Raw genomic sequence first — 15,501 nt, 5'->3', positions numbered from 1 at the left:
CGATATCCTCATAACTTGGCTTATCTAAAGTCACTACAAAGACTGCATCTGCTCCTTCTGCTACTGTTACATCTGCAATAGTAATGGTTGGTGCTCCGCCGTCATTGTCGGTGATTGTTCCAGTAGTTGAAACCGTTAAATTTCTTGTATTATTAGTTTGAACACTTCCTTGAATGTTGAAAACTTCAGAGTTCTCATATATTATATCCTCTAAAGAATTTACAACATAATTAGCTGTCAATTGACCTGCAGGAATTGTAATAATCTGATTAACTGCTGCTGTATAATCTAATCCCGCAGTCGCAGAAACATCAGAAGTATTTACTTGTATCACTACATCTTCTGTAGAAACATCACTTATAGTAAAAACAAATTCAAGAGGCTGTCCTTCAACTACCTGAACAGGCTGCACCGATAAAGTAGGATCTGCAGCAACTAAAATTCTAACAGTTGCCGTTGAGCACTCTCTAGAAGATATTGGCGAATCTGCATCACAAATCTGATACGTAAATAAATCATTCCCAAAATAATCTGCATTAGGAGTATACGTGAAAAAGTCATCACTTAAATCTCCCGGAGTTCCATTATTATTTGGAGTTAACGTTCCATTTGATGGGCCAGAAACCACAGATAAACTACCAGGTCCATCATTACCAAAATCATCATTTACCAATACAGTAAGAGGATTATTTTGAGAGTCTTCAGAAACTGTATATTGATCATCTTGAGCTCTTGGTGAATCATCTAAAATTCCTATACGAACAACTGCTGTATCACAATCTCCATCTGAATCACAAATCTGATAGCTTAATTGAACAGGTACTAAATTAAGTAATGGAGGATTATAGGTAATAAAATCATCTGTTGGATCATTAGGAGTACCTGAGTTATTAACAACTGCCGAACCTACTGCTGGTTGAGATACAATTGTAATAGTTCCTGTTGATGGACCATCTGGGCCAAAAATATCATTCTCAAGAACTCTAATGTTAACCGGTTGAATAGGTCTTAAAGGACTTGCCTGAGCCGCATCATCCTGAGCCAGAGGCCTTCCATCATCAACAAAATTATTCTGACAAGTTGACATTAAATTTACAACTCTAGTAATTTTATTAAAATCAGGCCCACCATCAGCATCACTAATACTTACATAATTTTCAAGATCTGTTTCAGTAATCGTATATGTTACATCTACTAATGCTGAAGGTATTGAAGTTTGATATCTATAGTTACCATTTACATCGGTACTCAACGTAGCAGAACTTCCATCTGTACCAGTAATATTTACTTTTACACCTCTCAAAGGATCTCCACCTTCATCAGAAACATTACCACAGATAACAGGAGCTGTTACTATAGTAGATTGCGGATTTGCATAATTAGCATTTTTAAGAGCTAGTGAATAATACCTATCGCTATTACCGTTTTCTTTACCTATTGTATAATTAAGTTTTGATTTGCCCTCCCAATAATTACTAAAAGTATAACGAGCATCTGAAGAAATATCCCCTCCAGGTGCAGTAGTAGGATTAATAGCTGTACCGCGTACAGAACCTATTTTTCTTTGAATAGAAATCTGAGTATCTGCCGATTGGTAATACGCATCAGGTAAACTTAACTCTGCATACTCACGGGTTCTTTGGCTATCTCCGTCAATATCAAAGGGGGTTCCAAAAAATGAAATAACAACCTCATTTCCATAATTCCCTCCACCAGTTACAAATGTGATTTCAAACTCAACACTTTGATCACCATTTGTAGAACTCTTAATTTGTGGCTGAAAGTTTGCAGGCACACCTTGTCCAGCTACATCTATATTTAATAAAGAAGCACCGTTATTAAATTTAACGATTTTCACAAGTGCATCTATAGGAGAAGGACTATCTGTAAATACATTTGAGAACCTATAAACAGCACCCGGCTGAAGATTAGTCCCAGATATTCTAACCGGATTTACAAAATTGGAATTTTGATAAAATGGAGCACAATCACAATTACGCTGACCCGGGGGAGTAACGATTACATTAGATACTGTAACGTCAACAGTAGCTGTACTCGTATCACCATTTGCATCTTTTATTGTATATGTGAAAGAATCTGAACCCACATATCCTAAAGCTGGTGTATATAAAATAGTATCATCAGTAGGATCATTAGGTGTACCATTAGTATCTACAACCGCTGTACCATTTGAAGGATTGCTAGTAACCACAATAGCCTGAGAAGCAGGACCATCACCACCAAAATTATCATTGATAACAACGTCAATATTTAAAGGACTATCAACTTGTGTACTTGCGCTATCATTTACCGCAGTTGGCTTGCACGCCCCACTCGCAACAAGAGTAATACGTGATGGCTGTAAGTTTCCTACAGGACACGCACCTGATAATGCTGAAGATGAAAGTGTTGTTTTTTGGGTATTATTTTTTACGCCTCTATAATTAGCACTTAATTGAAGATTAAATTGAGTTCCGGCTAAAGAACAATCTGAAGATGCTTTCAAATCAAAACCAACAGAAAGAACAGCATCACCCACTTCAACTATATTATCTGCAAATCCAAAATTTAGCGTTCTTGTTCCTGCTACATAATTAACAGTTACGCCAGATGGAAGAAGACTTGCATTGGGCACATAATTTACAGAGGAAGGTACTACATATGAAATTGATAAATTTTTCATATCGTCATTACCATAGTTCTTCACCTGAAAAGTTGCACGAACAGTCTGATCAATAATTAATTCGTTTTGAGCTCCTAAATTTGTGGTTAATAATAAAGGAGAAAGCTCTGGCTCATACACTTCAACAGCGAGACCCACCATATATAAACTGTAAGTCTCCTGAGTAGAAGTCAACCTTAAAATCGTACTTGTCTGATCATTACCTAATAGACTATTATTAGGATTATTAAGAGTAAAAACACCTGCATCAAAACCTAATGTATTTGTACTTGCAGGAACTCTATTGGTCACATCCTGACCATATCTGGTAATTCTACTATTAAAAAAGTTATCTGCAGGTCTTAGTGCTGTACTTATATCTGTATAAGAATTAGAAGCATTTCTAATTTGCAATCTATCTCCAGTTAAATCACGATCACCTTCTAAAGCTCCAAATACAACATCAGCATTTACCGCCCCAACAGGAATAGTTCTAAAACCTTCAACACGTATATCGTAATTATTCTCTCCATTATTACGAGTAACATTAGCAAAACCATCAAATATGGTCACATTTCTTGCAGGAAGATTGGTGTTTTCATAAACGACAACAATCTGCCATCCGGCAGAAGCTCCAATGATATCGCCACCATTAGCACCTTGATGACCTATGATCGTTCCTGTTTTTGCTTCAACATTTGCTACAGTATAACTACCAGTATAATCGCCAATACCTTGAACAAGTGATGTAATATCTTTTACACAAGCATAAGGATCATTAGAAAAATGTTCCGTACGACCTCTATAAAGAACTTCATCAGCAGTTAGCGTAGTATATGCCGTTTGTCTAGGTAATTTCAACTTAACTTGATTGTAATTCCAAGAAGGTTGATTATCTGAAGAATTTCGATCACCCGGTTCTTTATCTCCTGCAGTCCAATACAAATACACCTTGCGTATAGAAACGCAAGAACCAGTACCTACAGTAGTTAACGCCGCACTACTCGAATTAAAAGTAGTCACATCTGAATCTATATCTACATAGACATTATCATCAAAATCATGGTTGCCATTTTCACCAGTGTAGGCTGCCGTAGCATTTCTAGACATATTATTATTTGCAATGGTAGTAAAATTACCACGCAACGTTTCAGAGTAACGCACATCAAATGAATTCTTAAGCTGCGCCTGCCCTGTAAAAATCCCACCAACAATAAGAAACCCTAAAAGGGAGAGAGTAATTTTTATTTTCATAAGGTTTTTATTTGAAGTTTGATGCGTTCGGGTTAAGCTGTTTTATAATTACTGATGCCGCATCAGCGTTGGACCCTTGAGGTGTAGCAATAACTTCTACACAACTCCAAGAGCTATTCTCTATATTATCTTTCTTGATAGTTCTAAGAATAAATTTAGCCTCAGAACCCGCAGCGATATCTATTTTAGATATCACAACCCCCTCTAATGATAATAATTCAAATTCAACATCTGAACTTGGCAAACTACCTTCATTACATGTTATAGATGTTGCTGATAAACTCAAATTTTCAACTTTTACAGTAGAATTTTTCAGCTTCACAAAATAATCTATCTGTTTTGTAGTTATACTAACACCTTCTTGACGCGTATATTCTATCGTCAATAACTCAGAAGATTGCCCTGGACCTTCAGATGAAGCATCTTGAGCGTAAGAAACGCCGCTTAACATCATAATCCCTGCAATTAGCAAAAATTGAGATAGGTTTGCAAAGGCAAACATGTTATTAAAAACTGAAATTTTAATTTTCATAGTAGGTCAAAATATAGATATACGTAATAGATTACTTTAGCGTTTTAAACTATCGTAAATAATTTTATAATTTAACAAGAGACATTATAAGAGCCTACTTTACGAGAAGAACCCATTAATACTCTAACAATATAATAAGCCCCATTCTGAAAAATATTCAAAAATAGGGTGATGAACGTATTAAGTTGGGTGGCACAAATATATTAATCGATTAAGTGAATTTATCTACGGGCGAACAATATTAGTTGTAATACACGTTACTCGGTAAAAAGACACATATTTATTATTTTTAGTAAGAATTTAATCAAACATATCCTACAAATTTGCAATTTTCAGATATAAATTTTGTTTTAAATATCACTTCTAATCTTCTTAAATACTTACTCTTAGACATTAAATAGACTTTTTCAAACATTAAATATCTAAATACATAAATTCTAATTTGGCGTATTTTAAAAGTTTCTAACTTTTGAAATTACTATTGTACTTTCAAATGATTTGGATCTAAATAGTCTTAATATCACCATCTAAAGTATCTCATTCAAACTAAAAATTTTTCATCTTTTCTTTTGAAAATAAATTTCAAAGATTATTAGTGAGTTAAATGATTACCTACGTAAATGCTTAACAAATCTTATCTTTGCGGTCTTAAATTTTAAAGATGAACGTTAAAAAAGAAATAGCACGCAGGCGTACTTTCGGTATAATTTCACATCCTGATGCCGGGAAGACAACACTTACCGAAAAACTTTTATTATTTGGTGGAGCTATTCAAGAAGCAGGTGCTGTCAAATCGAACAAAATAAAAAAAGGAGCCACTAGTGACTTTATGGAAATCGAACGCCAAAGAGGTATTTCTGTAGCCACGTCTGTACTCGCATTTGAATATAACGGCATTAAAATAAACATATTAGATACGCCAGGGCATAAAGATTTTGCTGAAGACACATTTAGAACCCTTACAGCAGTTGATAGCGTTATTGTAGTCATTGATGTCGCAAAAGGTGTCGAGGAACAAACTGAAAAGCTTGTACAAGTGTGTAGAATGCGTAAAATACCAATGATTGTATTTGTAAATAAACTAGATCGCGAAGGTAAAGATGCATTTGAACTCTTAGACGAAATAGAACAAAAGCTTTCACTTACTGTAACACCATTAAGTTTTCCTATAGGTATGGGTTATGATTTTAAGGGTATTTATAATATTTGGGAGAAAAATATTAACCTTTTTAGTGGTGATAGTCGTAAAAACATAGAAGAAACCATCAAAATTAAAGATGTACAAACTGAAGAATTAGATAAACTTATAGGGGAACAACCTGCTAAAAATTTGAGAGAAGAATTAGAATTAGTTGAAGGCGTCTACCCTTCATTTAATCAAGAAGCTTATCTCGCAGCAGAGCAACAACCCGTATTTTTTGGTTCAGCATTAAATAATTTTGGCGTAAGAGAGCTTTTAGATTGTTTTGTAACGATAGCTCCCACACCTAGACCTAAACAAAGCGAAGAGCGAATTGTTAAACCAGATGAAAAAGACTTTACTGGTTTCGTTTTTAAAATTCACGCAAATATGGACCCTAAACATAGGGATCGCCTTGCATTTATAAAAATCGTTTCTGGTGTTTTTGAACGAAATACACCCTATTTACACGTAAGAAATGGCAAAAAACTAAAGTTTTCAAGTCCAAATGCATTTTTCGCCGAAAAGAAAGAAATCGTAGATATTTCTTATCCTGGCGATATCGTAGGACTGCACGATACCGGAAATTTTAAAATAGGAGACACTTTAACTGAAGGTGAAGAAATTCATTATAAAGGTATACCAGCCTTCTCTCCTGAACACTTTAGATATATAAATAACGCAGACCCAATGAAGTCTAAACAGCTAGAAAAAGGTATAGACCAGCTAATGGATGAAGGTGTTGCTCAGCTATTTACTCTTGAATTAAATGGTCGAAAAGTAATAGGTACAGTTGGTGCTCTGCAATATGAAGTTATTCAATATCGTTTAGAGCATGAGTATGGAGCTAAATGTACTTATGAACCACTAAGTGTGCACAAAGCATGTTGGGTAGAACCTAAAGATATTAAGAGTGAAGAGTTTAAAGAATTTATTAGAGTGAAACAACGATTCATGGCAAAAGATAAAAGAGGCCATCTGGTATTTTTAGCAGACTCCCCTTTTACATTACAAATGACACAACAGAAATATCCTAATGTTAAACTTCATTTTGTATCTGAATACAAACAATCATTTTAAATATCTTTTAAGCGATTATTACCCTTGTAGCAAGTAAACACTTGATATTTTCAAGAAACACCCACAAATAAGCTATTTAAAGCGTAAAAATTTCTAGCAAATAATATATATCTATCGTTACTGTTTTTATTATCAGTTATTGTTATAACAAAAAAAGCCTAGATAACTGTCTAGGCTTTTTTTGTTAAGCTTGGCCCGTGGGTCCAAAATTTAAAGGTATGGGTTGCTTCTCATAATCTTTAATCTCACCGTGAGCTTTTTCAAACCTCTTCACGTTTTCTTGCAAAGCCTTAGCTAATCGTTTTGCGTGTTGCGGCGTTAATATTATTCGCGATTTTACTTTACTCTTAGGTGTACCCGGCATAATATTTATAAAGTCAACTACAAATTCAGAAACCGAGTGATTTATTATAGCTAGATTAGAATATTGTCCCTGAGCAATTGTTTCATCAAGTTCAATATTTAATTGAGCGTTTTGAGCATTTTCATCTTCTGCCATTATAAAATAGTTTAAATAAAAAAAGCAGCTCCATTTCTGAAGCTGCTTTTATATATACAGTTAAATTAATTAAAATTTACTTCTTCCCGAGCTGCATTAAGCTCTTCAAGTTCTTGTTTACTTCCTACGATAATTTTATCGTATCTACGTAAACCAGTACCTGCAGGAATTCTATGTCCAACAATTACATTCTCTTTAAGACCTTCTAAATCATCAATCTTACCACTTACTGCTGCTTCGTTAAGAACCTTAGTCGTTTCTTGGAACGATGCTGCAGATATAAATGATTTTGTTTGAAGTGAAGCTCTAGTAATACCCTGAAGTACTGGAGTTGCAGTTGCTGCAACTACGTCACGTGCGGTAGCTAGAACTTTATCTTCTCTTCTTAAGATTGAATTTTCATCACGTAAATCACGTGGGGAAATTATTTGTCCTGGTTTAAGAGTTGCAGAATCACCAGCCTCTTCAATAACTTTCATTCCAAAAATTGAATCGTTTTCTGTAACGAAATCATCTTTATGAACTAGTTGATTTTCTAAGAAGATAGTATCTCCCGGATCTTGAATTCTAACTTTACGCATCATTTGACGTACTACTACTTCAAAATGCTTATCGTTAATTTTCACACCTTGTAAACGATATACTTCTTGTACTTCATTTACAAGATATTGTTGTACAGCAGAAGGACCTTTAATAGATAAAATATCTTCTGGAGTAACAGAACCATCAGATAATGGCATACCAGCTCTTACAAAATCATTTTCTTGAACAAGAATCTGATTAGATAACTTAACAAGATATTTTTTAACTTCACCAAGTTTAGATTCTACAATAATCTCACGGTTACCTCTTTTAATCTTACCAAAGGAAACAACACCATCAATCTCACTTACAACAGCAGGATTAGAAGGATTACGAGCTTCGAATAATTCAGTAACTCTAGGAAGACCCCCTGTAATATCACCTGCTTTTGCAGATTTACGAGGTATCTTAACTAAGATTTTACCTATTTTAATTTTATCATCATCGTCAACCATTAAGTGAGCTCCTACAGGTAGGTTATAAGAACGAATAATTTCGTCTTTTTTACCTATAATGTGTAAAGTTGGAATCATTCGTTTGTTACGAGACTCTGAAATTACTTTTTCCTGGAAACCAGTTTGCTCATCTGTTTCTACCTGATAAGTAAGACCTTGTTCAATATTTTCATATTTAATCTTACCAGCAAATTCAGAAATAATAACCCCGTTATATGGATCCCAGCTACAAATAACATCTCCTTTTGTTACAAGGTCACCGTCTTTTGCAGATAGTTGCGAACCATAAGGAATGTTATTAGTACTTAATAATATACCTGTTTTATTGTCAAATATTTTAGCTTCTGAAGTTCGTGATATTACAATTTGAGAAATTGATCCATCGGGAGCTTCACCTTCTACAGTTTTAAGATCTTCTATTTCTAAACGACCGCTAAATTTAACTACAACTTTATTTTCTTCAGAAATGTTACCTGCGATACCCCCCACGTGGAAGGTTCTAAGTGTAAGCTGTGTACCAGGCTCACCAATAGATTGAGCAGCAACAACACCTACAGCTTCACCCATTTGAACCATTTTATTGGTTGCCAGGTTACGACCATAACATTTAGAACAAATACCTTTAGTAGCTTCACAAGTTAAAGCAGAACGCACCTCTACAGATTCAATAGGAGCTTTAGTTATTTCTGCAGCCAACTCTTCAGTTATTTCTGCACCAGCTTTAACTATTACCTCACTATCTAATGGGTTAATTACATCATTTAATGCAATACGACCTATTATACGAGCTTCTAAAGTTTCAACAATCTCTTCGTTTTTCTTTAAAGCAGAAACTTCAACACCTCTTAAAGTATCACAATCTTCACTATTGATAATTACATCTTGAGAAACATCAACTAGACGACGTGTTAAGTAACCCGCATCTGCTGTTTTAAGAGCCGTATCTGCAAGACCCTTACGCGCACCGTGAGTAGAGATAAAGTATTCAAGAATTGAAAGACCTTCCTTAAAGTTAGAAAGAATAGGGTTTTCAATAATTGCACCACCTCCATCATTTGACTTCTTAGGCTTAGCCATCAAACCACGCATACCTGTTAACTGGCGAATCTGCTCTTTAGAACCCCTCGCACCAGAATCAAGCATCATATATACAGAGTTAAATCCTTGCTGATCTTCGCGAATACGCTTCATAGCAAGCTCTGTTAATGAGGCGTTAGTTGACGTCCAAACATCAATAACTTGATTGTAACGTTCAGAGTTTGTGATAAGACCCATATTGTAGCTAGACATAATACCATCTACCTGCGTGTTAGCCTCATCAATCATTTCATACTTTTCTTTAGGTATAATTATATCCCCAAGAGAGAAAGAAAGACCACCTCTAAATGCAAATGTGTAACCTAGCGTTTTAATACTATCTAAGAATTCTGCAGTACGCGGAACGTTAGTTAATTTTAAAATACGAGCAATTACATCTCTAAGTGACTTTTTAGTCAAGACTTCGTTGATGTAACCTGCCTCTTCAGGAACACTCTCGTTAAATAATACACGTCCCACAGTACTATCAATAATTTGAGAAACTAATTTTCCTTCCTCATTAAAATCTTTAGTACGTATTTTAATCATAGCGTTAATATTAACACGCTTCTGATTATGTGCAATTACAACTTCTTCTGGGCTATAAAAAGTAATTCCTTCTCCTAATATAGGATGCTCAGGAGTACTCTTACGCGCCTTAGTCATATAATAAAGACCAAGTACCATATCCTGAGAAGGTACTGTAATTGGAGCACCATTTGCAGGGTTTAGAATGTTGTTTGAAGCAAGCATTAACATCTGAGCCTCTAGAATTGCTTCTGGGCCTAATGGTAAATGCACTGCCATCTGATCCCCATCAAAATCGGCATTAAATGCTGTACAAACTAATGGATGTAATTGTATTGCTTTACCTTCAATAAGTTTTGGCTGAAATGCCTGTATACCTAATCGGTGAAGTGTAGGAGCACGGTTTAACAACACTGGATGTCCCTTAAGTACATTTTCAAGAATGTCCCAAACTACCGGCTCTTTTTTATCTATAATTTTTTTAGCAGACTTCACAGTCTTTACAATACCACGCTCAATTAGTTTTCTAATTACGAAAGGCTTGTAAAGTTCGGCAGCCATATCTTTTGGAATACCGCACTCATAAAGTTTTAATTCTGGTCCTACAACAATTACTGAACGCGCAGAATAATCAACTCGCTTACCAAGTAAGTTTTGACGGAAACGACCTTGCTTCCCTTTCAATGAATCTGAAAGTGATTTTAATGGTCTGTTAGAATCTGTTTTTACTGCAGATGATTTACGTGTGTTATCAAATAAGGAGTCAACTGCTTCCTGGAGCATACGTTTCTCATTACGTAAAATAACTTCCGGAGCTTTGATTTCCATCAAACGCTTTAAACGGTTATTACGAATAATAACACGACGATATAGATCATTTAAATCTGAAGTTGCAAAACGACCACCATCAAGAGGTACTAATGGACGTAATTCTGGTGGAATTACAGGAATCACTTTCATAATCATCCATTCTGGAAGATTCTCGCGATTTTTATTAGCATCTCGTAAAGACTCAACTACCTGAAGGCGTTTTAATGCTTCCGTTTTACGTTGTTTTGAAGTCTCATTGTTAGCCTTATGACGTAGATCATAAGACAGCTCATCAAGATTTATTCTCTTTAAAAGCTCAATTAAACATTCTGCACCCATTTTAGCGATAAACTTATTAGGATCGCTATCATCTAGATACATATTTTCTTGAGGTATAGATTCAAGAACATTTAAATATTCCTCTTCAGTAAGGAAATCCATTTTCTTTAAATCTTCACCTTCTTCACTCTTAGCTATACCTGGCTGTATTACTACATAGCGCTCATAATAGATAATCATATCTAATTTCTTAGACGGAAGACCTAATATGTAACCTATTTTATTTGGCAAACTTCTAAAGTACCAGATGTGTGCAACAGGCACAACTAAATTGATGTGACCTACGCGATCTCTACGTACTTTCTTCTCTGTAACTTCAACACCACAACGGTCACATACAATACCCTTATAACGTATACGTTTGTACTTTCCACAAGCACACTCATAATCCTTAACAGGACCAAAGATACGCTCACAGAACAAACCGTCACGTTCTGGTTTGTGTGTACGGTAATTTATAGTTTCTGGTTTTAACACCTCTCCGCGCGATTCAGCCAAAATTGCTTCAGGAGACGCAAGACCAATAGAGATTTTATTAAACCTCTTCACTGCATTCTTATCATTATCTCTTGCCATAATACCTTATGTCGAAAATTATTCTTTTTAAACTTCTTTGACATTATAATAGGTTCCGCTTCCTGAGAAGCGGAACCTATAAATATCTAATCTTCTAGACGTATGTCTAGTCCTAGACCCTTAAGCTCGTGCATTAATACGTTAAAGGATTCTGGTAATCCTGGTTCTGGCATAGGCTCTCCCTTAACAATACTTTCGTATGTTTTAGCTCTTCCTATTACATCATCAGATTTTACAGTTAGAATCTCACGTAAAGTTGCTGAAGCTCCATAAGCCTCAAGCGCCCAAACTTCCATCTCTCCAAAACGCTGACCACCAAATTGTGCTTTACCCCCTAACGGTTGTTGCGTAATTAATGAGTATGGTCCTATTGAACGTGCGTGCATCTTATCATCAACCATGTGACCCAGTTTAAGCATGTAAATCACACCTACTGTTGCAGCTTGATCAAAACGCTCTCCTGTACCACCATCGTATAAGTACGTATGACCAAAACGTGGTATACCAGCTTCATCGGTAAGTTCATTAATCTGATCTAAAGTTGCCCCATCAAATATTGGTGTAGCATACTTGCGACCTAATTTTTGACCCGCCCATCCAAGAACCGTTTCATAAATCTGACCAATGTTCATACGAGAAGGTACCCCTAGTGGATTTAATACGATATCTACCGGTGTTCCGTCTTCTAAGAAAGGCATATCTTCTTCACGTACAATACGTGCGACAATACCTTTATTACCGTGACGACCCGCCATTTTATCTCCTACTTTAAGTTTACGTTTTTTAGCAACATATACTTTAGCAAGTTTTATAATTCCTGCAGGTAACTCATCACCTACTGAAATTGTAAATTTCTCACGACGTAAATTTCCTTGTAGATCATTTTCTTTAATACGGTAGTTGTGTAACAAATCTGCGATCATAACGTTAGTTGTATCGTCAGTTGTCCAGGTACCTTGATTTAAATGCGTATAGTCTTCAACTGAATTAAGCATTTTTAAAGTGAATTTCTTTCCTTTAGGAAGGATCTCTTCACCTAAATCATTCTTAACACCTTGAGCTGTTTTTCCATTTACTAAATGAAACAACTTATCAACTAAAACTGCTTTAAGATCATCAAATTTCTGATCGTACTCAGCTTCTAGAGCAGAAATATCTTCTTTATCTTTTGCTCTTTTACGCTTATCTTTAATAGCACGTGCAAAAAGTTTCTTTTGAATAACAACCCCTCTTAGAGAAGGAGAAGCCTTTAAAGAAGCATCCTTAACATCACCTGCTTTATCACCAAATATTGCACGAAGAAGTTTTTCTTCTGGAGTAGGATCTGATTCCCCTTTTGGAGTAATCTTACCTATTAAAATATCTCCAGGCTTCACCTCTGCACCTATACGTATCATTCCGTTTTCATCCAGGTCTTTAGTAGCCTCTTCAGAAACGTTAGGAATATCATTAGTTAATTCTTCATTACCTAATTTAGTATCACGCACATCAAGTGAATACTCATCAACGTGAATTGATGTAAATATATCTTCACGTACTACTTTTTCAGAGATCACAATTGCATCCTCAAAGTTATACCCTTTCCAAGGCATAAAGGCTACTTTCATGTTACGACCTAAAGCTAGTTCCCCGGCTTCGGTAGCATATCCCTGACATAGAACCTGACCCTTCTTAACACGATCACCTCTACTTACAATAGGCTTAAGGTTAATAGAAGTACTCTGGTTTGTCTTACGGAATTTTATTAATTGATATGTTTTGCTATCACCTTCAAAACTAACCATACGCTCTTCTTCGGTACGGTCATATTTTATAGTAATTTCATTTGCATCAACGTATTCTACTTCACCATCACCCTCTGCATTTATCAATACACGTGAATCAGAAGCTACCTGACGCTCAAGACCTGTTCCTACAATAGGAGAATCTACTCTTAAAAGTGGTACTGCCTGACGCATCATGTTTGATCCCATCAATGCACGGTTAGCATCATCATGTTCTAAGAAAGGAATAAGAGATGCTGAGATAGATGCAATCTGGTTAGGAGAAACATCGGCATAATGAACTGTATTAGGTTCAACAACTGGGAAGTCACCCTCCATACGAGCAATAACTTTCTCTTCAGTAATAGATCCATCATCAGTCATAGGGTTGTTTGCCTGAGCAATCAACATGCCTTCTTCTTCTTCTGCACTTAGATATCTTGGTTCAGTTTCTAAATCAATTTTACCATTAGTAACAGAACGATAAGGAGTCTCGATGAATCCCATATTGTTAACCTTAGCATAAACTGCTAAAGAAGAAATCAAACCAATGTTTGGTCCTTCAGGAGTCTCAATAGGACAAAGACGACCGTAATGTGTATAATGTACATCTCGTACCTCAAAACCTGCACGCTCACGAGAAAGACCACCGGGTCCTAATGCTGAAAGACGACGCTTGTGCGTAATCTCTGCAAGAGGATTGGTTTGATCCATAAACTGAGATAACTGGTTTGTTCCAAAAAATGAATTGATTACAGACGAAAGAGTTTTCGCATTAATCAAATCAATAGGAGTAAACACCTCGTTATCACGAACATTCATTCGCTCTCGAATAGTACGAGCCATACGTGCAAGACCAACACCAAATTGAGTTGACAATTGCTCTCCTACTGTACGTACACGACGGTTAGAAAGGTGATCAATATCATCAATCTCTGCTTTAGAGTTGATAAGTTCAATCAAATACTTAACTATAGTAATGATATCTTGTTTGGTTAGCACTTGCTTATCCATACCAATATCAAGACCCAGCTTCTTATTCATTCTATAACGACCTACCTCACCTAAATTGTAACGTTGATCACTAAAGAATAATTTGTCTATAATACCACGCGCAGTTTCCTCATCTGGCGGCTCAGCATTACGTAGTTGACGGTATATATGTTCTACTGCCTCTTTTTCTGAGTTAGTAGGATCTTTTTGTAGCGTATTGTGAATAATCGCATAGTCTCCTAATTGATTATCTTCTTTATGAAGAAGAATCGTTTTAGCTCCCGCATCTAATATCTCATCTACATGTTCTTTTTCAAGAATTGTATCACGATCTAAAACAATTTCATTACGTTCAATAGATACAACTTCACCTGTATCTTCATCAACGAAATCTTCATGCCAGGTATTAAGAACACGAGCTGCAAGTTTGCGACCTAAGTATTTCTTAAGACCGGTTTTTGAAACTTTAACCTCTTCTGCAAGATCAAATATTTCAAGAATATCTTTATCACGTTCAAATCCAATTGCACGGAAAAGTGTTGTAACAGGTAATTTTTTCTTACGATCAATGTAAGCATACATTACACTATTAATATCTGTAGCAAATTCAATCCAAGAACCCTTAAAAGGAATTACTCGAGCTGAATAAAGCTTGGTACCATTAGCATGAAAAGACTGGCCAAAGAAAACACCGGGTGAACGGTGTAATTGAGAAACCACCACACGCTCTGCCCCATTAATACAAAAAGTACCACTTGGTGTCATGTATGGTATAGTACCCAGATATACATCTTGTACTATAGTTTCGAAATCTTCGTGCTCATCATCAGTACAGTATAATTTTAAACGGGCTTTTAATGGAACACTATACGTTAAGCCTCGTTCGATACATTCTTGAATAGAGTATCTAGGTGGATCAACAAAGTAATCCAAAAATTCTAGTACAAAGTTGTTACGGGTATCCGTAATTGGGAAATTCTCTAGGAATGTGTTGTAAAGTCCTTCATTTCCTCTTTCTTCAGACTTAGTCTCTAATTGAAAGAAATCTTGAAAGGATTTAATCTGAATATCCAAAAAGTCAGGATACTCAGGTCTGTTCTTTACCGATGAGAAATTCAGTCTTTCAGCTTGTTTTGCTTGCATCTTCAACGAACGGAATTTAATTAAAATA

Annotated in this window: 6 protein-coding genes; 1 reads left to right on the top strand and 5 read right to left on the bottom strand. The window is 35.7% G+C overall.

Features of this window, described 5'->3' with window-relative positions:
• Both ACIGAM_RS08470 and ACIGAM_RS08465 read right to left on the bottom strand, forming a co-directional pair.
• On the bottom strand, positions 1-3,916 hold a 3,916-nt coding region (locus ACIGAM_RS08470), incomplete at its 3' end, for an Ig-like domain-containing protein (protein WP_396511017.1).
• A gap of 7 nt (positions 3,917-3,923) precedes the next feature.
• Complete coding sequence (locus ACIGAM_RS08465; RefSeq protein WP_396511016.1) at positions 3,924-4,448, bottom strand: hypothetical protein; 525 nt, start codon at positions 4,446-4,448, stop codon at positions 3,924-3,926.
• A 661-nt stretch (positions 4,449-5,109) separates the two neighbouring features.
• Between ACIGAM_RS08465 and ACIGAM_RS08460 the strand changes: the two genes are divergently transcribed.
• Positions 5,110-6,708 (top strand): peptide chain release factor 3, encoded by a 1,599-nt coding sequence (locus ACIGAM_RS08460; RefSeq protein WP_396511015.1) that lies wholly within the window; start codon positions 5,110-5,112, stop codon positions 6,706-6,708.
• 184 nt (positions 6,709-6,892) lie between these two features.
• Here ACIGAM_RS08460 and ACIGAM_RS08455 read toward each other — a convergent pair whose 3' ends face one another.
• The 3 genes from ACIGAM_RS08455 to rpoB all read right to left on the bottom strand — a co-directional run bounded on the left by ACIGAM_RS08455 (position 6,893) and on the right by rpoB (position 15,473).
• On the bottom strand, positions 6,893-7,207 hold the full coding sequence (locus ACIGAM_RS08455) for a DUF3467 domain-containing protein (RefSeq protein WP_396511014.1): 315 nt from the start codon (positions 7,205-7,207) through the stop codon (positions 6,893-6,895).
• A 65-nt stretch (positions 7,208-7,272) separates the two neighbouring features.
• Positions 7,273-11,574, bottom strand: a complete 4,302-nt coding sequence (gene rpoC, locus ACIGAM_RS08450) for a DNA-directed RNA polymerase subunit beta' (RefSeq protein ID WP_396511013.1) — start codon at positions 11,572-11,574, stop codon at positions 7,273-7,275.
• A gap of 86 nt (positions 11,575-11,660) precedes the next feature.
• Complete coding sequence (gene rpoB, locus ACIGAM_RS08445; RefSeq protein ID WP_396511012.1) at positions 11,661-15,473, bottom strand: DNA-directed RNA polymerase subunit beta; 3,813 nt, start codon at positions 15,471-15,473, stop codon at positions 11,661-11,663.
• Between the last annotated feature and the right edge of the window lie 28 nt (positions 15,474-15,501).

It is taken from the genome of Leeuwenhoekiella sp. NPDC079379, assembly GCF_044542075.1.
In the GTDB taxonomy this organism is placed as follows: domain Bacteria; phylum Bacteroidota; class Bacteroidia; order Flavobacteriales; family Flavobacteriaceae; genus Leeuwenhoekiella.
Note: the sequence above shows the minus strand (reverse complement) of the source record. Positions and strands in the feature narration are given on the sequence as shown.

Excerpts from the sequence above, each read along its gene's own strand:
- ACIGAM_RS08465 (WP_396511016.1), bottom strand. The coding sequence starts at position 4,448 with ATGAAAATTAAAATTTCAGTTTTTAATAACATGTTTGCCTTTGCAAAC.
- ACIGAM_RS08460 (WP_396511015.1), top strand. The coding sequence starts at position 5,110 with ATGAACGTTAAAAAAGAAATAGCACGCAGGCGTACTTTCGGTATAATT.
- ACIGAM_RS08455 (WP_396511014.1), bottom strand. The coding sequence starts at position 7,207 with ATGGCAGAAGATGAAAATGCTCAAAACGCTCAATTAAATATTGAACTT.
- rpoC (WP_396511013.1), bottom strand. The coding sequence starts at position 11,574 with ATGGCAAGAGATAATGATAAGAATGCAGTGAAGAGGTTTAATAAAATC.
- rpoB (WP_396511012.1), bottom strand. The coding sequence starts at position 15,473 with ATGCAAGCAAAACAAGCTGAAAGACTGAATTTCTCATCGGTAAAGAAC.